The organism is Halobacillus sp. HZG1 (assembly GCF_035818575.1).
Lineage (GTDB): Bacteria > Bacillota > Bacilli > Bacillales > Halobacillaceae > Halobacillus > Halobacillus litoralis.
Map to the genome: position 1 here is coordinate 78,640 of NZ_JAYLVQ010000022.1, position 20,769 is coordinate 99,408.

Annotated in this window: 17 protein-coding genes and 1 other annotated feature; of the genes, 1 reads left to right on the top strand and 16 read right to left on the bottom strand. The window is 42.9% G+C overall.

Translation table 11 applies throughout. The features are described from left to right. Positions 1-3: 3 nt before the first annotated feature. The 9 genes from VKA52_RS02785 to VKA52_RS02825 form a co-directional block, all read right to left on the bottom strand. On the bottom strand, positions 4-1,626 hold the full coding sequence (locus VKA52_RS02785; protein WP_326314106.1) for a GspE/PulE family protein: 1,623 nt from the start codon (positions 1,624-1,626) through the stop codon (positions 4-6). 23 nt (positions 1,627-1,649) lie between these two features. Continuing rightward, positions 1,650-2,960: a VanW family protein gene (locus VKA52_RS02790; RefSeq protein ID WP_326314107.1), complete on the bottom strand. Its 1,311-nt coding sequence runs from the start codon at positions 2,958-2,960 to the stop codon at positions 1,650-1,652. Between the two features lie 30 nt (positions 2,961-2,990). Next, positions 2,991-4,250, bottom strand: a complete 1,260-nt coding sequence (locus VKA52_RS02795) for a hypothetical protein (protein WP_326314109.1) — start codon at positions 4,248-4,250, stop codon at positions 2,991-2,993. A gap of 17 nt (positions 4,251-4,267) precedes the next feature. After that, a complete protein-coding gene (locus tag VKA52_RS02800) occupies positions 4,268-5,977 on the bottom strand; it encodes a polymer-forming cytoskeletal protein (protein WP_326314110.1) in 1,710 nt (569 codons plus the stop codon). Then, positions 5,977-6,477 carry a PulJ/GspJ family protein gene (locus VKA52_RS02805; protein ID WP_326314111.1) on the bottom strand — a complete coding sequence of 167 codons (501 nt, stop codon included), beginning with the start codon at positions 6,475-6,477 and terminating at the stop codon, positions 5,977-5,979. The genes VKA52_RS02800 and VKA52_RS02805 overlap by 1 nt, the downstream gene beginning before the upstream one ends. Then, on the bottom strand, positions 6,474-6,884 hold the full coding sequence (locus VKA52_RS02810) for a PulJ/GspJ family protein (protein WP_326314112.1): 411 nt from the start codon (positions 6,882-6,884) through the stop codon (positions 6,474-6,476). The genes VKA52_RS02805 and VKA52_RS02810 overlap by 4 nt, the downstream gene beginning before the upstream one ends. 117 nt (positions 6,885-7,001) lie before the next feature. Further along, a complete protein-coding gene (locus tag VKA52_RS02815; protein ID WP_326314113.1) occupies positions 7,002-8,735 on the bottom strand; it encodes a sensor domain-containing diguanylate cyclase in 1,734 nt (577 codons plus the stop codon). Between the two features lie 75 nt (positions 8,736-8,810). Then, complete coding sequence (locus VKA52_RS02820) at positions 8,811-10,115, bottom strand: bifunctional folylpolyglutamate synthase/dihydrofolate synthase (RefSeq protein WP_326314114.1); 1,305 nt, start codon at positions 10,113-10,115, stop codon at positions 8,811-8,813. A 51-nt stretch (positions 10,116-10,166) separates the two neighbouring features. Then, complete coding sequence (locus VKA52_RS02825; RefSeq protein WP_326314116.1) at positions 10,167-12,809, bottom strand: valine--tRNA ligase; 2,643 nt, start codon at positions 12,807-12,809, stop codon at positions 10,167-10,169. A 54-nt stretch (positions 12,810-12,863) separates the two neighbouring features. Beyond that, positions 12,864-13,092: a binding site (T-box leader), on the bottom strand. Positions 13,093-13,222: 130 nt separating this feature from the next. Between VKA52_RS02825 and VKA52_RS02830 the strand changes: the two genes are divergently transcribed. After that, a complete protein-coding gene (locus tag VKA52_RS02830) occupies positions 13,223-13,411 on the top strand; it encodes a hypothetical protein (RefSeq protein WP_089652686.1) in 189 nt (62 codons plus the stop codon). Here VKA52_RS02830 and spoVID read toward each other — a convergent pair. The 7 genes from spoVID to hemA form a co-directional block, all read right to left on the bottom strand. Continuing rightward, the gene (spoVID, locus tag VKA52_RS02835) at positions 13,408-14,394 is read right to left on the bottom strand and encodes a stage VI sporulation protein D (RefSeq protein WP_160915487.1); all 987 of its coding nucleotides are present in this window, start codon (positions 14,392-14,394) and stop codon (positions 13,408-13,410) included. The two genes, VKA52_RS02830 and spoVID, sit on opposite strands and share 4 nt — an antisense overlap. Before the next feature lie 110 nt (positions 14,395-14,504). Beyond that, entirely contained in the window at positions 14,505-15,797 is a 1,293-nt protein-coding gene (gene hemL / locus VKA52_RS02840) for a glutamate-1-semialdehyde 2,1-aminomutase (RefSeq protein WP_326314117.1), read from the bottom strand. 24 nt (positions 15,798-15,821) lie between these two features. Beyond that, positions 15,822-16,799 carry a porphobilinogen synthase gene (hemB, locus tag VKA52_RS02845; protein ID WP_326314118.1) on the bottom strand — a complete coding sequence of 326 codons (978 nt, stop codon included), beginning with the start codon at positions 16,797-16,799 and terminating at the stop codon, positions 15,822-15,824. 2 nt (positions 16,800-16,801) lie between these two features. Beyond that, the gene (locus tag VKA52_RS02850) at positions 16,802-17,566 is read right to left on the bottom strand and encodes a uroporphyrinogen-III synthase (RefSeq protein WP_326314119.1); all 765 of its coding nucleotides are present in this window, start codon (positions 17,564-17,566) and stop codon (positions 16,802-16,804) included. Further along, complete coding sequence (hemC, locus tag VKA52_RS02855) at positions 17,566-18,495, bottom strand: hydroxymethylbilane synthase (protein WP_206945837.1); 930 nt, start codon at positions 18,493-18,495, stop codon at positions 17,566-17,568. Before hemC ends, VKA52_RS02850 begins: the two co-directional genes overlap by 1 nt. 18 nt (positions 18,496-18,513) lie before the next feature. After that, the gene (locus tag VKA52_RS02860; RefSeq protein ID WP_160915494.1) at positions 18,514-19,332 is read right to left on the bottom strand and encodes a cytochrome c biogenesis protein; all 819 of its coding nucleotides are present in this window, start codon (positions 19,330-19,332) and stop codon (positions 18,514-18,516) included. 12 nt (positions 19,333-19,344) lie between these two features. Continuing rightward, a complete protein-coding gene (hemA, locus tag VKA52_RS02865; RefSeq protein ID WP_160915496.1) occupies positions 19,345-20,718 on the bottom strand; it encodes a glutamyl-tRNA reductase in 1,374 nt (457 codons plus the stop codon). Positions 20,719-20,769 lie beyond the last annotated feature (51 nt).

Sequence of the window (20,769 nt, forward strand, 5' to 3'; positions counted from 1 at the left end):
TCGCTAGTCGACTTTTGCGACGCGAAGCACTTCTTCTAACGTCGTCAATCCCTGCTTCACTTTCAACAAACCATCATCCAATAAGAAAAGCATCCCCTGCTTCAATGCGTACCTCCGGACTTGGTCCATACTTCCGTTGTTCATCATCATCGTACGGATTTCATCATCAATGACTAACACTTCCTGAATAGCCATCCGACCTCGATACCCTGTATTTTGACAGCTGTCACAGCCCGCTCCTTTGTATATTGTGTCTGCCGTCATTCCACGTTTTTGAAACTGTTTTTTCTCCATTTCCGTAATGTCGTGGGATCGTCTGCAATCACGGCATATTTTTCTGACTAACCTTTGAGCAACCACACCTGAGAGAGAAGAAACAACGAGATAAGGTTCCACATCCATATCGAACAAACGAGGAATCGTAGCAATAGCACTGTTCGTATGTAACGTACTTAAAACCAAATGCCCGGTCAAAGAAGCTCGAATGGCAATTTCCGCTGTTTCCGAATCCCTGATCTCACCGACCATGACAACGTTAGGGTCCTGACGTAAAATCGAACGGAGTCCTTTCGAGAAAGTCAGACCGATAGATGTATTCACCTGCACTTGGTTCAGTCCTTCGATTTGATACTCTACAGGGTCCTCTACTGTAATAATATTGACATCGTCTGTATTCAAACGATTCAAGGAGGCATATAAAGTAGAAGATTTCCCAGAACCCGTCGGACCTGTAATCAGGATCAGGCCAGAAGGTTGTTCAATTAATTGTTTATATTTTTGAGCATTCATTTTGTTGAATCCGAGGTCTTCGATTGAACTCAAAGCATTTGAAAGATCAAGAATTCGGATCACGATTTTCTCCCCGTACACCGTAGGCAGGATTGAAATTCTCAAATCAACGGGAGACCGATCGACATTCGTCTTGATACGACCGTCCTGCGGCAGGCGGTTTTCTGTAATATTGAGGTTAGCCATAATTTTCACACGGGCAATCAAACTGTTTTGGAAGGACTTGGGTAATGTTCGTTCTGTTCTTAAAACCCCATCAATTCTGTAACGGATTAAAACCCGCGATTCCTGGGGATCGATATGGATGTCGCTTGATTTCAATTGGACACCTGCCTGAAGTAACTGGTCCACTAGTTTAATGGCAGGCGCTTCTTCCGTATCCTCTGCATTTTCCACAAGACTAGTATCATTCAAATTGTAATGACGGTTAACCGCCTGAAGGATCTCATGCTTCGTCGCAATAACCGGGGAAATTTTGAACCCTGTGGAAATCTTCAAATCATCAATCGAAAAATAGTCCATCGGATCCGCCATAGCTACTGTCAGTGCCTCGCCTTTTCGCTGAATAGGAACCAGGAGGTTACGAATAGCAAAGTCTTTGCTTACGATCGTAATCACATGAGGGTCAATGGGAAAATGAAACAAAGAAACATGCGGAATCCCCAGTTGAAATTCCAAGACTTCAATCAGTTGCTTTTCCGTCACATAACCCTTTTCTACAAGAACATCCCCCAGCTTCTGGTCCGGCTTTTTACTATCCAACGCTTCTTGAATCTGGTTCTCTTCAATAATCCCCGCATCTTTTAACAAATCACCTAATCTTTTTCTCTTAATCATGGCCGGCTCACCCTTTTTGTCCATTACTTAGATTCATCTTTAGGAACAACCTCCCAAATGCCATCCTCATTCTTTTGCAAGGATTCGGGATTTTTGGCGTCCCGTTCACTATCATCTTTGTCGGTATCCTTTTTTCCATTTTTTGAATGAGAGCTGCTTTCTTCTTTTACAGAGTCTGGATCGTCTCCAAGGCCTTCTTCCATACCAGGCGGGTGTTCCTCCACTCTAGCTACCGGCGGGTAATAGTCTTCAGAAATGAACTCCTTCACTTCTTCGGATAAAGATCGATCCACACGATAGACCGAGACAAGCTCGCCATTTTCACCTTCTTGTAAAAGATTGAATGTCCCCCTTTGGACAAGAGAAGAATATTGGATGATTGTTTTAGGAGATATTTCTTCACGTTCTAACACTTGGACATGGTAATCTGAGGCTGTCGGATATCCCATCCATTGAACCTCCACATTTCCAGCTTCTACACTTACCGAAAGTTGATAGTCTCCTGAAAAAGGATTGTACACTTTCAAATCCTGATCTTGGTTAAGATCCACATTCGCTTCCATGCCAGGTTCTGCGTATTCTGGTAACCGGTGGCTGATATGTCTTTCCTGGATGATCATCCCGGCATTCACACTAGCTCCATAGATGGCAGAGGCCAGCACATCTAGGGAAACTTCATCGTAAACCCCATCATTATTTAACCAATGGTTGAATGAAAAGACTGCCCCGTCTTCAAGCTCTTTTCCGCCAAATAACTTCACAGCTCGGTCCATGCTCGTTTCTTGTGGAACGGCGAGCGTCTGTTCACCTATGCTCTCGTAGAGCGAAGCTGTATCCCCTTTTACAAAATCATAGGCGAGATACTCTAAACGGGAGTCATCCAATTGTGCTGCATCCCTTTTCACAGTTTCAATGAATTGTTCCTGAGAAAATTCAGAAGCCAGTGAATCATTCATATGAGACTTCATGTCCGACACATAAGACTCATCAATGGTGATTTGCAGATCTCGATTGGTTGTTTGGATAGCTTGTTCAACCGTTTCAACTACATTAAATTGGAGCAATCCCGGATCAACAGCGAGTTCTTTTCCATCCAGTTTCACAATAATCGATTGGTTATCTTTCCAATGCTGTACTTTTTCATCCAACAGTTGTACCGCTTCTTCTTTACTTTTCTTTGATACATTAACGGAAGCAATAACGGTATTCTCCGGGAGGCGTTCTCCGGTAGTGACATATTGAATAGCCGCTGAACTTCCCATCGTAAAAAGAAACATACTCATCCCAACAGCAACTACCAATGAAATCAATTTAAGGTTCGGTATTTGTTTCAATTAGGAACACCTCCTATAAATCCTACGGAATCACTTCACATTCATGCTCAATTCAACCATGACACTCGGACCGAACCTCTTCAATTGATCGATTCCGTCTTTAGTTAAAACTGCACCTTCTGTGACAACGGTCTCACCCTGGGAGTTCACGATATCTTTTGTTGCCTGTTTCCCTTCCAATAGTTCATCCTGCTTGCGATCAAGATCATCTTTCTCAATCATCAACTCAAGCAGCTGCTTCCTTAACGCTTCATCGGCTTTCAATTCTTCAAGTGAAAGGCTATCCACATTATCTTCCATATCCGCATCCAAATCTTGATCTATGGGTGAGGATAAGATAGATTTCTGATGATCTACAGCCATTTCTTCGTCCTGATCGCTCATTTCCCGGGTAATATCATTGTCAGAATTTGTTGATTCGTAGATTTCATTTATGATTTCTTCTTCAGATTCTAAATCATCCTCCACAATGCTTTCTTGTGTATCCTCTTTAACACGTGGAAGCTCTTCAGACTTGGAAACTTTATCTTTTGGACCGTGTTCTTCCATATCCAATTGGAGATTTCTTTCCGCCATTAACTCCTCTTCTGTAACATCTTCGGAATCCTCAAATTTCTCTCCATCTACTACACTTTGTTCTTCCATTCGTAACCGTGAAAGTTCTTCATCTAATAACAAAGATTCATCATCGCCGGCCCATCCGAACACATCTCCCTGCATTTTTACATCTTCTATATAGAAGCCATCATGCGATTCCTCTTCTTGAATGGGCTCTTCATACTCATCCAAATTATCTTTAGAATCGCTTGATTTTGAACGTTCCACCTCAGTTGTTTCAGGAACAAGAATTCCTTCTTCTTTCTTTTCAAGATTTTCTTGTGGGAAATTCTCATCCTGAACAGGCCCTTTATCCGTCTGTCTCCCTGATAACTCGTCATCTTCTATAAGGTGTTCGTCATCATTGTCGTTACGGTACCGATTCTCATAGTCTTCCATTTGAGGAGGAATCTTTTTCTCATCTGATGATTCTTCTGTAGTCTCTTGTCCAACTGCAAATGCCCGAGGAGCTTTTTCCTGCAGAAATACGGCAAACACAACCCCAAGTACAAGCGCGGCTAGAATTCCCATCCAGAACGTATAGGTGATCGTAGCTAACAGCGCTAATGAACTAATCAATGATCCTGTGAGCCACACGATCATCCGACCCTTCATAGGCAGGTTCATAGGAATATACCGCAAAACAATCAATGCGACACCAACCGTTACGAACCATACAAGTAGATCTGTCATTCATTTATTTCCTCCCTTCATGGACTGTAAAAGTGTTGATCGATTTCTTTTACTGTGACTTTATCGACCGTAGGTATACCTTCAGGCGGGTTAAGAATAAGCTCCTGAGCATACTCTATGGTCAACCTGGATGATTGAGGACTTAGAGAATCCTGATTCTTCTCTACATACAAGGGGTCACTACTACTTGAGAAATTAGTAGAACCAGCAAAATACTCATCACTGGTGGAACCTTTAACGGCATTTAACGTTACATTCCTTCCATATACACCTCCACGAATTTTCAAGTTAGAGCCAACCCCATAGATATCCAAGTCACTATTCGTATAAAAGAATGCATTGATAACTTTCGGTTCACTGTTATACAAATTATTGTTGGCAATTCTTAATTCTCCTTCACTTACCACAACGAGTGTACCGCCGCTTTCATTAGACAAGTTTTCTATTCGTCCACCCAAACGAGTATAAAGAGTCCCGTTCATATTCAAATCTTCCCTTATATCAACTTCATGATTTGTGTAAAGACTTCCCTGAAAGGTGAGATCACTTATGTAAACCCCGCATTTATTATTGTGAGAGTTATTTCCATTGCAATTCCCGTTTTTGGGATAGCCATTAATATACATGAATCGATCTTCCGGCAATGTAACCGTTCCAGTTAAGTCCGCATTCTCATGGACATAAATGGAACCATCAACGGTGAGAGAGGACGCATCGTTTCCTTGCGGTTCAATAGTGAGATTACCGTCCACGATTAAATTTCCATCTACCTTCAAATGGGAGCCGTGTAATTTTAAATCCCCACGTATATAGGTATCGCCATAAAACTGATCAGGAGCTTTTGGAGATTTCCCCTGTCTTTCATAACCTTTTTTAATAACCTGATAACCATCAATCTCATTCATGTTGCCAGGATACGCTCTTGATGTGATATCGCCCATTGGATCGTTTCTTTTTTCCCTGATGTAGCCTAATACTTCTAACGCGGCCACATCAGGGTGTTCATCTACTATTCTAGGTTTAATCTCAAAGTAAGAGTCCAAGTCCTGTTCTGATAGTCTCCAATTCCAAAACCACCCCGGGCTCTCATACCGTCCCTTTACCGACAAGTCCCCCTGGATCGATGGGTAGGAGGTATTCGCCCATCGACCATACCCAGAAATGAAATATGCTTGATTATGTAACCTTAAATCATTTCCAACAAATACATCCCCTTTAATAAAAGGAGCTCCGTTTAAGCGCATGTTTCCTGGAGTTACAGCTCCGTACCTGAATACATCAGCAATCGTAGAAACCGTAAATGTGCGGACCAGCGTTTTACTTGAATCTTCTACAGGCACCTCTATATCAATCCTTTGTAGAAAAACACCGTTCTGACCATCTTTGAGAATCTTTTTCCTGATAAGCCCTTCCTCACCTAACTCATTCTCCACCTGATGAATCACACGATTGATTCTGCTGATCACACCTCCAAGACCAGGGGTCGTTTCAGTCAGATCATCATTGATTTCATCGATACCTTTCATAATCTGAGCCTGCGCTTCCTGCACGGTCATTTCAGCTTCCGCTTTCGTCTCGATAAAATCAGTATTTGCGGAAGAAAACTGTTGAGAACCAATGGTATAGCTCATCAAACTCAAGCCTAAAATACTGAAGATGACGAACATGATAAGAACAGTAACAAGAACATAACCGTCTTCATTTTTACAAAGGTTTCTCATTAACATCACTCAGTCCCTAAGCGGAAGATTTTAACCAGACTGTACGTTTCATCTGTATTTTCTTTAGAAATTTCTAAAAGGACGGTCAGTTTACTGCCATCCAATTCGAACGTTGTATTGGATAAGTCCGTATCTTCACTATTTTGCTGAATTTCATCTATAAGTAAATGACCATTCTGAATGGAAACATCTGTTGTTTCATCTATGTAAGTAAACGTTGAATCTTCATCCATGTCACCTAAACGAGTGGAAGTGGCGGTGAAAGCTTGAAAAGTTCCCGTCAGATTGTTTGTGGGTTCAACCTCATCCACATTAATCAAGTTTTCTTCTAAACTTAAGAGGAGTATATTCGCTTCTTTTCTAATTTCAGTTTTTGCAGAAGAGGTTTCCACGGCACCTGTGACAAAGTAAAAGGCATGATAAGCGGCCACCATAACGATCATTGAGAGACTGACGACTGCAAGGAGCTCTACTAAAGTCATTCCTTTTTCACTTTTCATGTTCATCGTTCCACATATCCTTCTATTTGAGTCTCTTTACGATTTTTCGATACCGTAACGACGATTTTCGTTAAATAGTTACTCAAACCAGTCTTATCAGGTTCTGTCACCAGCACTCGGCCTTCATACTGGTCGATATTTGCAGCAGATGGCAATTCCAGCAGATCAGGAATGTTCACGACCATTTCCCCCTTGCCTTTTTTATCGTCCAAATCTTCCAGAGATTTAGATTGATAGGCTTTCAGTACCCCATCAGCTATTTCCATCGTCGTAAAGTCCTCATTAATCGTATTTGATTGTGTCAGCGTATTCATGACGATTTGTGTCGATACAATGAATATGACAAGCAGCAAGGCCATAGCTACGACCACTTCTACTAGCGAAAATGCTTCTTCCTTCCTAAAATCCGGCATCCGCCTTCTCCTCCAATTGGCATCTATTATCAAAATTATATCGTAAATATAGGACTTTGTCCTGGGATAATTCGACAAATTACCTACGAATCACACAAAAAAACTGTCCAATTCTAATCATTGAACAGTTTGAATCAGTTCTTTATAACTGGCCACGCGATCTCTGCCTTTCTGTTTCGCGCCGATGTACATCGCCCGATCCGCCTGACGAATTAAATCAATAGCTTCTTCACAATGGTCAGGGCACGTAGCTACTCCTATACTCGCCGTTACGGAAATAGAGACGGGTTCTGGTGAGTCATGCATATGGACAAATGAATCAAAAGGTTTTTCAATAATACCCGCTCGTATGGAATGAGCTACTTCTACTGCTTCATTCTCGGAATAACCCGGCAAAAGCAGTACAAATTCTTCTCCCCCATACCTCGCAAGTGTCCCTCGTCCAGCTGACGCCTCTTGTATTCTCTCCGCCAGCGAAGCAAGGATCTCATTGCCACTTTCATGTCCGTAAGTATCGTTTACACGCTTAAAATGATCAATATCCAATAATACGAGGGAGACGGGATGTCTATTTTTTTGACGCTGATTGATTTCAAAGACGTTCACAATGTAGTCTTCAAAATAACGATAATTGTATAAGCCAGTAAGAGCACAACGCTCACTCTCTGCTTTCGTTTTCTCATAGTGTCTGGCATTATCTATCGCCACACCTAAATAGTTGCCTAGTATATTCAAAATCATGAACTGAAATTGTAAAAAAGCACGCTTTTTAATGGAATAAATAGTAATGATCCCAACAATTTCCCCATTCCTCTCCACGGGTACAGACAAAACGGTTTCAGCACGATCCGGGGTATATTGATTCTCTAAGTGTGACCATTCTGATTTCTTTTTATAAAAGACACTCTTACCCTCCAACCATGTGTTGCCACTTATGCTTTGTCCCCTGGATAGTTGGATGTTTGGAAAATCGATTTCTCCCGATCGATCAAAGAAACGGATCAGCTCCATCCGTTTCTTTTTATTCACATCATAAACATAGATATAGTCCACCGGAAGGAGTTCGCTCAATCGATCGACGAAAATATCCAGCACTTCTTTCACTCCGAGCTTTCCTGCCAGTTCATGGCCGATGATACTCGTCTTTTTTAAATAAGTATTCACTTGATTGCTGTTATGGTAAAGCATCAGCATGCCGGAAATAAAAATAAAAGGAATGCCGACAAAGAAAATCCCACTAATACCAAATTCTGAAAAAACCATATAAAGGATAAAGCCGACAGGCAGGACAAGACTTGATGTTAACACTTCCCAGGCAAAACCTTTATCGAGCCATTTCATCTCTTTACGATAAAGAACTTTGGCTACGAAAGTTATGGAAAACTGGTTGAGAATAATTTGTGAGAGTGCATAACTCACAATAGGAAGTGCATCACCTATATCATTCACAGCGGAAGGGCCGTGTGTGCCCCCAAGAGCATAATAAAGGCCAGCAGATACTACGGAAATCAGTAGAAACATAAACAAATTGATCGGTAAACGGTGCAGATTGGTTCTTCCAATCCTCATTTTAGCCATCAATGCTAAAATCGCTGTTTGGGAAACGATGATTTCTATGAAAAGTCCGTAATATAAAAAAACGGCAAATGCAATCCCCTGCGTAAAAAAGACGGGGTGGTCTCCGATTTGCAGCGGAAATAAAGCAACGATCGAAGCAAGGATGATAAATGCTGCGATCTCTATTCTGCTTCCTTCAAATACAGGGGATAACCACAAGTACAAGTAAACCAAACCAGCAGGCCAAGTGGATGCCCACACGAACCAAATTGCATATTTCTTTTGCTTTGTCATCCTACCACCCCCGCCCTAAAGACCCTCACAAGAATAAGACCATTTTACCATAAGAATATTCAGAATATCATCATATTACCTTGAATTTTCTTTAATTTCAAAATATTCCCTTATTCGAGAAATGAAATACAAGGAGCCTGTAATGAGCAGAATGCCGTCTTCTCCCACTTGTTCAGAGGCTTGCTGTATGGCTTGTTTATAATCTTCAATAGCGACGGTTTCGGCGATATCCGAGTATTCAGCGAGCTCATGACCTTTGAGAGCCCTCGGAAATTCAAAAGTTGTCATATAAGCTTTGTCGACCACACTTCCCAGTTGTTTCAACATTTTTTTAACAGGCTTGTCTTCTAATGCAGAATAAACGAGCACAACCTTTTGATCCGCGTAATGGCGTTTCACTGTTTCTACAAGAGCGCTCGTCCCCTCTTCATTGTGGGCGCCATCTATAATGGTCAAAGGAGCGTCCATCACTTTCTCAAACCTTGCGGGCCACCGTGTAGACGCAACCCCTTTTCCATAAAGATTTCGATCTATTTGGATTCCAAGAGCTCTTAATACTTCAGCAGACTGAATGGCCAACGATGCATTTTCTACCTGGTGAGGCCCTTTCATTTGACTGACAAACGTTTCAGAATGGAACGTTTCATTTGCAAAAACAAAACTTTCTCCATCATCACTACTGGATTGATGAGTGAAATTAAAGTCATGGCCAAGTCTGAACACCTTCGAATGACAGGACTTTGCTTTCTGAGTGATTACTTCTATAGCTTCCTGCTGCTTCACACCAGTAACTACCGGGATTTCAGGTTTGATGATGCCCGCTTTTTCTTCCGCAATTTCTCCTATTGTAGAACCCAGAACATTCATGTGGTCATGTCCGATATTTGTGATGAGGGATAGAACAGGTGTGAGGATGTTGGTAGAGTCAAATCGTCCTCCCAGGCCTGTTTCAATCAACACAAGATCAAGTGGGGTCTCGGAAAAATAAAGCATGGCTACCGCTGTTATGATTTCAAATTCCGTTGGTTCTCCTAAATGCGTCTGCCCTAGTTCTTCAGAGAGAGGTTTAACTCTAAGCACGAATTCAGCTAAATCTTCATCTTGAATGGCTTGACCATCAACACTGATTCGTTCATTGAACTTCTCAATGTAAGGAGAAGTGAAGGTTCCTACAGACGTTCCCTGCTGTTGGAGGATATAACGTAGAAAAGAAAGCGTAGAGCCTTTCCCGTTCGTTCCTGCGATATGGACAGACCTGAATTTTTTCTCTGGATGATCAAGCCTCTCCATCATCCACTCCATTCGTTTCAACCCTGGCTTCACTTTGAATTTCTCTCTAGAGTGAATCCAATCAATTGCTTCTTCATACTCCATTTCCATTCCCTCTTTTCAAAAAAGGAGAGTACTCCGTAGAATACCCTCCCCCTTTCTTTATGCTTTTAACTCTTTGATTCGCGCTTCTACTTTAGCACGTTTATCAAGGTAATCTGTTTCTTTTTTACGTTCTTCTTCAACGACATGTTCCGGGGCTTTGCTTACGAAGCCTTCGTTGGAAAGTTTCTTTTGAACACGTGTGACTTCCTGATCCCATTTCTTCCACTCGTTCTCAAGACGTTTGATTTCATCTTCGATGTTGATCAAGCCTGCTAATGGAAGGTATAGTTCAGCTCCAGTAATAACGGCTGACATCGCTTTTTCAGGGGCCTGCAAGTCTGTGGCAATCGTCAGTTCACTTGGGTTACAGAACCTTTCTAGATAATCGCGGTTCTTCTCAAGCTCTTTGACGATGGTATCGTCTTTTGCCTGGATCATCAACTGAATTTCCTTGGACATTGGTGTATCGACTTCTGAACGGATATTACGAACAGAACGGATAATGGATACAAGACGATTCATTTCCTCGACCGCTTCTTCATTATGGAAATCTTCTCTTACTACCGGCCATGAAGCCTGTGTAATAGATTCTCCTTCATGAGGGAGGTGCTGCCAGATTTCTTCCGTGATAAATGGCATGAATGGATGAAGCATGCGCATGGTCTGATCTAGTGTATAGGCGAGGATAGAGCGTGTCGTATGGATACGCGCTTCATCTTCTCCATATAACGGAAGCTTCGCCATTTCGATATACCAATCGCAGAAATCATCCCAAATGAAGTTGTAAAGATGACGGCCAGCTTCACCGAATTCATATTTATCAATGTTTGTCGTCACTTGCTCAATCGTCTGGTTGAGACGAGTCAGAATCCATTGATCGGCTACTGATTTTTCACCTGTGATATCAATGTCTTCATATTTCAAGTCGCCCATGTTCATCAACGCAAAGCGGGAAGCGTTCCAAATCTTATTAGCAAAGTTCCACGTTGACTCTACTTTCTCCCAATGGAAACGCAAGTCCTGACCAGGAGATGAACCAGTAGATAAGAAGTAACGAAGAGAATCCGCTCCGTATTTATCGATGACATCCATAGGGTCGACACCATTACCTAGAGATTTACTCATCTTACGACCTTCAGCATCACGAACTAGACCATGAATAAGGACATCATTGAAAGGACGCTCATTAGTGAACTCTAGAGATTGGAAAATCATACGGCTTACCCAGAATCCGATTATGTCATACCCTGTAACGAGTACGTTTGTCGGGAAGTAGCGCTTATAATCCTCACTATTTTCGTCAGGCCATCCCATTGTAGAGAAAGGCCAAAGGGCGGACGAGAACCAAGTATCGAGGACATCTTCATCCTGCTTCCAGTTTTCCGGATCTTTCGGCTCTTCTTTACCGACATGAATTTCTCCCGTTTCTTTATGGTACCAGGCCGGGATACGATGTCCCCACCAAAGTTGTCTCGAAATACACCAATCTCTGGTGTTCTCCATCCAGTGAAGATACGGCTTTTCAAATCGATCAGGAACAAATTGTACTTGATCGTCTCCCTTTTGCAAGTCGATGGACGCATCAGCAAGTGGCTTCATGTCAACGAACCATTGAGTAGAAAGATAAGGTTCAACAACCGCTCCGCTTCGCTCAGAATGTCCAACTGAGTGCATGTGTTCTTCAATTTCAAAAAGGACACCATTCTCCTGAAGGTCCTTTACGATTTGCTTACGACACTCAAAGCGATCCATACCCTTATACTTGCCTGCATTTTCATTCATCGTCCCGTCTTCATTCATAACAAGAATTCGTTCCAGCTTGTGACGGTTTCCAATTTCAAAGTCGTTAGGGTCGTGAGCTGGAGTGATTTTAACAGCCCCTGAACCAAATTCCATATCAACATAATCGTCAGCAACGATTTCAATTTCACGGCCAACAATCGGCAGAATCGCCTTCTTACCAATCAGATGCTTGTAGCGATCGTCTTCAGGATGGACGGCAATGGCTGTATCTCCAAGCATCGTCTCCGGACGCGTGGTCGCAATCTCAATCGTTCCTTCCTCATCTTTCAAAGGGTAACGCATGTGGTAAAACGCACCTTGCACGTCTTTATATTCCACTTCGATATCTGACAAAGCTGTCTGCGTGGCAGGATCCCAGTTGATAATGTATTCCCCACGATAAATCAGGCCTTTTTCATAAAGAGTGACAAACACTTCTTTAACAGCTTCAGACAGACCGTCATCAAGTGTAAAACGTTCGCGTGAATAATCAAGTCCAAGTCCAAGCTTTTCCCACTGGGCACGGATGAATTTCGCATACTCATGCTTCCACTCCCAGGATTTTTCTAGGAATTTTTCACGACCAAGATCATGACGCGAAATACCTTCTTCACGAAGTTTTGCGTCTACTTTTGCCTGTGTAGCAATCCCCGCATGGTCCATGCCCGGGAGCCAGAGTACATCATATCCCTGCATCCGCTTTACACGTGTCAGGATATCCTGTAATGTCGTGTCCCACGCATGGCCGAGGTGCAGCTTCCCTGTTACGTTCGGTGGTGGAATGACGATTGTATAAGGTTCCTTGTTTTTATCTCCTGTAGCTTCAAAAAATTTACCATCCACCCAGTACTGATAGCGGTCCTTTTCAACAGCTGCCGGATCGTACTTAGTGGGCATTGAAAGATCTTGTTGATTCATTGGATCTTCCTCCTTTTATTCTCTTTATAAATATAAAAAAACCCTTTCATCCTAAAAAAGGACGAAAGGGTTTCATTTCCGTGGTACCACCTTTAATTTACAGGAAATTCTTCCTGTACACTCAAATAAAAAATAACGGCTTCTAACCGGCTTCTTCTACTCTAAGTTCAAAGAAGCTGCATCAAGGGCGACCTTCCATCAACAGGGTTCCTGGAAAACTCTCACCGACTGTTTTCCTCTCTGAAGGAATTGTTCATGTACTCTTCCCTATCTAAGCATTTCACGTATAAAGACTATATTACATATTGTATATAAAAAAGAGGCATTTAGTCAACTACGTCAAAGAAAAAGGCGAAAACCCCTGAGCCGATTGCCCAGGAGCCTATATCCTCCAATGAAAAGAGGTGCCCTTAATGAGTCGTTTGTATCGTTACCGTCTGCCTCCTTGGTGCAGGACATGGTTGTTTGTTATTGAAAAATCTTTGCTTCCCATCGTTATTTTCCAGGCGCTTAGAACCATCATCTTCCCGACTACTTTCGATATCTTCCTCCTCGGCCTGGTCCTCGGTTTGTATCTCGCTTTCAAATATAAATGGATTTAGTTCGGAATATACACAATCTGCCCAGGAGAAACATCGTCTTTATAATCGTTGACTCGTTCTAATTGTTTCACAGATACGTCATACTTTTCCGCAATCGAGGATAATGTTTCTTCTTCCTGGGCGATATACATTTTCATTTGTGTATAGGTGTCCTCTCTGTTCGGGAAGAGGTGTTTGAAGATTTGTTTAATCCCGTCCATACCTCCAGGTGCCTGAGCACTCTCTTGATCGGACTCTTCACTGCTGGATTCTACACTACTGGACTCTTCGATACTGACTTCTCCCCAACTCGCACTATCATAAGAAGGCTCTTCCGGTTTTAACTGACTATTTTCCTGCGCATGACCGAAAAATTCCGGGAAGCTTTGTGATTTTTTATAAAACCAGCGGCCGTCGTCCTCATGCTCACTTTCATCCTCTTTCTCCTCAATCCGGAAAATAGGTGCTTCACGTTCCGGCAGAACCGTCGATTCATTTGGACTTTGTTCTTGGAAATTGACAGGGCCGATCGTTGCTGATTCATCGAACTTCGGTTCATTCGATGCTTCCTGCTGTTTTTCTTCCAGGCCGTTAATATTCACATGAGCATGAAGACGAAGTTGACGATTGGCCGGAAGTTCATAATCAAAACTTTCGATGTCGATCAACACGTCTTCTAAATTCGATACTCTTTCCAAAGGAACAGTGATTTCCACTGGGAAAGAATGCTGGAACGTATGAACCCCTTCTTCAGATGGTTCGACCGAGTCCATGGTTCGTACAGAAGCGGCAAGAGGACTTTCATCCAAGGCATCCCCGCTTCCAGTAGGAATGTACTCGCCCGCCAGATCGACCGTTCCTTTCAACCGGACCTCATCTCCAAGTTCTTCAATAGTGATTTCAGGCTCTAGTGATATGCCAATTAACTCGCGTACGCCCTGTCCTTCCTTGAACCATATGGATTCATCTAAGTAAAATGAGAATACATTTTGTTTGTTTTGCAAAGTACGGTCCCCTCCCTAAGGTAATAAACACTTTTCTCTATTATCACCTTATGCGGAAGTTAGAGTAATATACATAACGAAAGCGCATGAGGAGACCCCATGCGCTTTTATTACTTCGATTTAATTTCTGAAAAGACTTTCTCCGCTGCTTGAATCGTTTTCTCGATATCGTCATCCGTATGTTTGACGGATAAAAACAATCCTTCAAATTGGGAAGGTGGCAAATACACACCTTCTTCTATCATTCCCTGGAAATAACGCGTGAACATTTCTAAATCCGATTGATTGGCTGTCTCAAAGTTCGTAACAGGTTCGTTTGTGAAGAAGAAACCGACCATTGAACCTGCGCGGTTTACTGTCAGTGGAATGTTGTGTTTTTCAGCGGCTTGCTCGTAACCCTCAATTAAACGGTCTACTTTTTTATTGATGGAAGCATACGCTTCTTCCGTCATAGCCGAAATCGTCTCATAACCGGCTGTCATGGCCAGCGGGTTCCCTGAAAGCGTACCCGCCTGGTAGATGTCACCGACTGGAGCGACCCGTTCCATGATTTCACGCTTTCCGCCATAAGCTCCTACAGGGAGGCCGCCTCCAATTACTTTTCCAAGGCATGTCATGTCAGGAGTCACACCAAAGTGACCCTGGGCACTGTGGTACCCAACTCGGAAACCAGTCATAACTTCATCAAAGATCAAAACCGTTCCATTGTCTTCCGTCAATGTTCTTAGCTCTTGCAGGAATCCTTCGTTTGGCGGAACGACTCCCATGTTTCCTGAGACAGGCTCAATAATGACAGCAGCTAAATCGTCTCCGAATTCTTCAAAGACATAGCGGACGCTTTCTAAGTCATTATAAGGAACGGTAATCGTATTTTGTGCAATAGATTCCGGAACTCCAGGAGAGTCTGGCAGTCCAAGAGTCGCTACACCAGAGCCTGCTTTGATCAGCAAGGAGTCTCCATGGCCATGGTAATTCCCTTCAAATTTCAAAATCTTGTCGCGGCCAGTGTATCCACGAGCCACACGAAGGGCGCTCATCGTGGCTTCTGTGCCTGAATTCACCATACGCAGCATCTCAATAGAAGGCACCCGTTCTCTCACCAGGGACGCCAATGCGTTTTCCATTTCTGTAGGGGCACCGAAGCTTGTTCCATTGGCCGTGGCTTTGGTTAAAGCTTCTGTCACCCTTTCATCGGCATGACCTAAAATTAAGGGGCCAAAACTTAAGACATAATCGATATATTCATTGCCATCAAGGTCATACAGTTTTGAACCTGCCCCCTTTTCCATAAAAATCGGGTCCATTTGGACAGATTTAAATGCACGTACTGGAGAGTTCACTCCACCTGGCATTAATTCTACTGCCTTCGTATAGGCTTGTTTTGAACGATCAAATGTTTTCATTCTCCGACACCCTTTCTGTCCTCTTTATTGATTTAACCAACGAGCTGCGTCTTTAGCGAAATAAGTGATAATTAGATCCGCGCCTGCCCGTTTCATAGAGGTCAGTTTTTCAAGTACGATTTCTTCTTCATTGACCCAGCCATTTTGTGCCGCCGCTTTAATCATCGAATATTCACCACTGACATTGTAGGCGACCAGTGGCAAGTTAAAACGATCTTTCACTTCTCGCATGATGTCAAGGTAAGCAAGTGCGGGTTTAACAATCAAAAAGTCTGCCCCTTCTTCTACATCTGACTCAGCCTCTCTTAATGCTTCCAGGCGGTTCGCTGGATCCATCTGGTAGGCACGGCGGTCACCAAATTGAGGAGAACTGTGAGCTGCATCACGGAATGGGCCATAAAAAGATGAAGCATACTTAACCGCGTATGACATCACCGGAATGTGGCTGAACCCTTCTTCATCAAGCCCCTGACGAATAGCTGCAACAAAACCATCCATCATGTTGGATGGAGCAATGACATCAGCACCTGCCTTCGCCTGCGTCACCGCTGTTTTTGTAATATAAGTCAAAGACTCATCGTTGGCAATATCCCCGTCACGGACAATTCCACAATGGCCATGATCGGTATATTGACATAGACAAGTATCGGCCACCACGGTTAGAGAAGGGAAGTTTTCTTTAATTTGACCGATCGCACGCTGCACAATCCCCTCCTCGTGATAGGCTTGACTTCCTACGTCATCTTTTTCTGCAGGAACACCAAAGACAATCACAGACTTAATGTCCAGCCGTACAAGCTCATCCATTTCCTCATTCAAATGATCAAGGGAAACTTGGTGGACGCCTGGCATCGAACCCACTGGATTTTTGATGTCTTCTCCTTCTACCACAAAAATCGGATAGATTAAATCTTCTGTACGAAGATGAGTCTCTCTTACAAGCGCTCTCATGGAATCCGTTCGGCGCAAGCGACGGTGGCGTTTGAACTGCAAATCTTTCATATTTATCTTTTCCCTTCGTTAGAAAAATAGTAAGTCATCTGTTTTAACATATGGGGGATAGTGAACTGTTCCGGGACGTGAACGTTCGTAAACCCACATTTTTCTGCTTCCTTGGCTGTCGTCGGACCGATACAAAAACAGGGGATCCCAAGCCCTTCTTTCTCGACCATAGAGACAAAGGCGCGTACGGTCGACGGACTTGTAAAGGTTAATGCATCAATCTTCCGTTCCTGAATCCACGCAAGGAGTTGAGTCTTTTTTTCTTCCACTAGTAGCGTATCATATACAGTCATGGAATGGAAAAATACACCCTTGTCATCAAACATGCGGGGAAGAGCGTCTCTTGAACGATTTCCTCTTATGTACAAAATCGGACCAGGTTGAGGGTAGCGGGCAAGGAATTCTCTCCCCATCGAAGACGCATGGTATTTAGAAGGGATGAAGTCAGCCTTTATTCCAAAACCTTTTAAACGGTTCTCAGTTTTCGATCCAATGATGGAAAATTTAAGGGACGGCGGAACCTCCACCTTGTACTTTTTAAGAAGCTCGAAAAAAAACTCCACGCCATTCGCGCTTGTGATAAACACCCAGGAATAGTCGTGAAGTCGTTTCAAAACCTCTTGATGAGATTCAGAATCATTCAATTGGAAGGAGAGAAGGGGAGTATGATACACACACCCGCCTTCTGCTTCTATTCTGTCAATAAATGAGCGTGCCTGGGACTGTCCTCTCGTCACGAGAATTCGCTTCCCCTGCAATGGCTGCATTATTGGTCATACTCCTCTTTAGCACGATCCACAATTTCCTGAGCCCCTTGAGCTTTCAAACGATCTGCTGCTTCTTTCCCTACTTCAATTGGATCTGTACCAGAAACCGTTTCATGCAAGATGGTCTTTCCATCAGGCGTTCCGACAAGCGCTGTCAAGACAATTTCCTCTCCCTTACGGTAGGCATAACCACCAATCGGAACTTGACAGCCTCCATTCAAATCATGGAGGAATTTGCGTTCAGCGGAAACCGTGGTTTCGGTGTACTCATGATTCAATTTTTTTAGGAAATCGCGTAGTTCTGAATCGTTTTCGCGGCATTGAATGGCAAGCGCTCCCTGCCCGACAGCCGGCACACAGACATCAGGCTCTAAATATTCGGTTACAACATCATCATCCCAGCCCATACGTTTTAGGCCTGCAGCTGCGAGAACAATGGCATCGTAATCCTCTTCCTTACACTTTCGAAGACGTGTGTCTATATTTCCGCGGATCCATTTAATTTCAACGTCCGGGCGTACAGCCTTGATTTGGGAACCGCGTCTCAAACTGCTTGTTCCAACGATTGCTCCAGCCGGAAGGTCTTTAAGAGCAACATTGCCATTCGATACAAAAGCATCCCGGTGATCTTCACGAATCGGTACAGCCGCCACCATCAAGCCCTCTGCAACAACCGCCGGCATGTCCTTCATACTATGAACAGCCATATCAATTTCACCATCATACATCGCCTGTTCAATCTCTTTGATGAAGAGCCCCTTGCCGCCTACTTTAGAAAGGGTCACGTCAAGGATTTGGTCCCCTTTTGTTGAGATCCGTTTGATTTCAAAATCATAGGATGGATCGATCTGTTTCAACTGTTCGATCACCCATTCTGTTTGTGTAATCGCTAAATTACTTTTGCGTGATCCAATGACAATTTTTCTCAAAACATTTCCTCCTCAAAACTAAAAATGAAAGTTAGATAATGAACCAAATAAAAAGAAGTTGATCAATAGAAACAGAAATGCTGCTGCATTGAATATGGCGATCGTCCGTCCCTGATAACCTTTTATGACTCTCAGCGTCAAATAAACGACATAGACGACTAGTACAAGTAACGACCCGAGTGTCTTAGAATCATACCAGTAAAACACGGCCGTAGAGACATATCCCCAAACAACCCCTAAAATAATGGCGATTAATAGCAGTGGGACCCCTAATATGATGGAAACATAAGAGAAGTGATCCAACTTCGTCAAATCACCAAGACGAAATAGTTTGGCATCCCATTTCTTTTTCTTTAATAAACGGTACTGCAGTAAATACATGACAGAAAAGATAAATGATAAGGTAAAGAACCCATAAGAAATAATCGCTAAACTGACATGGATGACAAGGAGCTCATTAACAAGAGCCACTCCCCTGTTTTCCAAGACATTTTGTGCTCTCGTAGAAATGTGGATGATCATAATCAAAAAACCGACCACATTGGTGAAGAATACAAGAAAGTCCACTTTAAAAAGACGATTAATGATGAGGGAGAACGTCACTAAAATCCACGAATAAAAATATAATCCATCATAAACCGTCATAATTGGAAAGTCATCTTTGACAAAAACCTGCGAGAGTAAAAAGAAGGTTTGCAAAACCCAAACCATACTAAGTAACCAGAAGGCAGTTATATTCGCCTTCCGGTTATTTTGTACAAAGTCGATGAAGTATCCAATGATACTCAATCCATATAGAAAAAGGATAAGTTCGTAAACCCATTTGAATTCAAGCATTTCATTTCCACCTTATGAATGGGCTACAGGGCTGATGATGGAGATGGAATCACTGGCCTCTGTATCGTTCTTCACCTTCACGCTGTTCTTTTTTTCTTGTTCTTCCGCCTCTTTTTTCACCTGCTCTTCAATACCAAAGATTTGAGTGAATAAACGCAGGGTTTCCTCTGAATCCGGCTGAGCTGCCATTTCTTTGGCTTGAGAGATCGGTTCTTTCAACATTTGATTGATGATACTCTTTGTGTGCTTACTTAGCACTTTCCGTTCGCGATCGGTAAGCTCGGGCATCTTTCTTTCAATACTCTTCATCGTTTCTGCCTGTATATTCAAAGCTTTTGAGCGAAGAGCGGAAATCACAGGAACCACACCAATCGTCTGCAGCCACTGCTTAAACTCTACAATTTCTGCTTCAATCATAATCTCAATTTCTTTTGCTGCCTGTTTACGAAGAGCAAGATTCGCATCTACGATTCCCTGCAGATCATCAATGTCATACAAGAATACACTTTCCAAAGCTTCCATTGCCGGATCTAAATCTCTTGGAACAGCAATGTCTACAAAGAAGAGAGGCTTCCCTTTTCGTTTTTTATGAATAGGGTCCATCTTTTCCTTTGTAATGACATAATCTGTGGCACCTGTAGAGCTGATGACGATATCAGCATCTTCCAACACACCTTCAAGCTCGTCCATCGTGTGCGGTTGTCCATTGAATTGATCAGCTACGTTTTGAGCTTTAGCCAATGTGCGATTGACGACCGAAACTTTCCGCACACCAGAGCCGTGAAGGTTCTTAGCTGCTAATTCTCCCATTTTTCCTGCACCCAGGATAACGATATGCTTGTGTACAAGATCACCAAAAATCTTCTTAGCAAGCTCTACCGCCGCATAGCTGACAGATACAGCGTTTTCACCGATTTCCGTCTCTTTATGGCCTTTTTTCGCCATGGTTACCGCCTGGCGGAACAACTGATTGAAGATCGTTCCTGTTGTTCCTGCTTCCTGTGCCTGCAGGAATGCCTGCTTCATTTGACCGAGAATTTGAGTTTCTCCAAGAACCATAGAATCCAGTCCTGCCGTGACGCGCAACAGGTGTTCAATCGCTCCGTCGGTTTCATAAATGGAAAGAAAAGGAGAGAACTCTTCTTTGTCGATGTCAAACCAGTCGGCCAGAAACTGTTTGATATAATAACGGCCTGTGTGGATTTGATCCACAACCGCATAGATTTCCGTTCGGTTGCATGTAGAAATAATCACATTTTCCAAAACACTTTTTTGTATGTTGAGGTGCTGCATAGCTTCTGTGAGCTTATCCTCAGAAAATGTGAGCTTCTCGCGAATTTCCACAGGGGCTGTTCTGTAATTAAGACCGATAGCTAAAATGTGCATTTCATCTACCCCCATTAAACGTTCAAGACTTATCACATATCCATTAGTATA

Bases quoted from the DNA above. Each gene is read 5' to 3' on its own strand.
- hemA (WP_160915496.1), bottom strand. From the start codon at position 20,718: ATGCACATTTTAGCTATCGGTCTTAATTACAGAACAGCCCCTGTGGAA.
- VKA52_RS02830 (WP_089652686.1), top strand. From the start codon at position 13,223: ATGAGTCGTTTGTATCGTTACCGTCTGCCTCCTTGGTGCAGGACATGG.
- VKA52_RS02820 (WP_326314114.1), bottom strand. From the start codon at position 10,115: ATGGAAATGGAGTATGAAGAAGCAATTGATTGGATTCACTCTAGAGAG.
- VKA52_RS02860 (WP_160915494.1), bottom strand. From the start codon at position 19,332: ATGCTTGAATTCAAATGGGTTTACGAACTTATCCTTTTTCTATATGGA.
- hemL (WP_326314117.1), bottom strand. From the start codon at position 15,797: ATGAAAACATTTGATCGTTCAAAACAAGCCTATACGAAGGCAGTAGAA.
- VKA52_RS02850 (WP_326314119.1), bottom strand. From the start codon at position 17,566: ATGCAGCCATTGCAGGGGAAGCGAATTCTCGTGACGAGAGGACAGTCC.
- VKA52_RS02800 (WP_326314110.1), bottom strand. From the start codon at position 5,977: ATGTTAATGAGAAACCTTTGTAAAAATGAAGACGGTTATGTTCTTGTT.
- VKA52_RS02815 (WP_326314113.1), bottom strand. From the start codon at position 8,735: ATGACAAAGCAAAAGAAATATGCAATTTGGTTCGTGTGGGCATCCACT.
- VKA52_RS02810 (WP_326314112.1), bottom strand. From the start codon at position 6,884: ATGCCGGATTTTAGGAAGGAAGAAGCATTTTCGCTAGTAGAAGTGGTC.
- VKA52_RS02795 (WP_326314109.1), bottom strand. From the start codon at position 4,250: ATGACAGATCTACTTGTATGGTTCGTAACGGTTGGTGTCGCATTGATT.
- VKA52_RS02785 (WP_326314106.1), bottom strand. From the start codon at position 1,626: ATGATTAAGAGAAAAAGATTAGGTGATTTGTTAAAAGATGCGGGGATT.
- VKA52_RS02825 (WP_326314116.1), bottom strand. From the start codon at position 12,809: ATGAATCAACAAGATCTTTCAATGCCCACTAAGTACGATCCGGCAGCT.
- hemB (WP_326314118.1), bottom strand. From the start codon at position 16,799: ATGAAAGATTTGCAGTTCAAACGCCACCGTCGCTTGCGCCGAACGGAT.
- VKA52_RS02805 (WP_326314111.1), bottom strand. From the start codon at position 6,477: ATGAACATGAAAAGTGAAAAAGGAATGACTTTAGTAGAGCTCCTTGCA.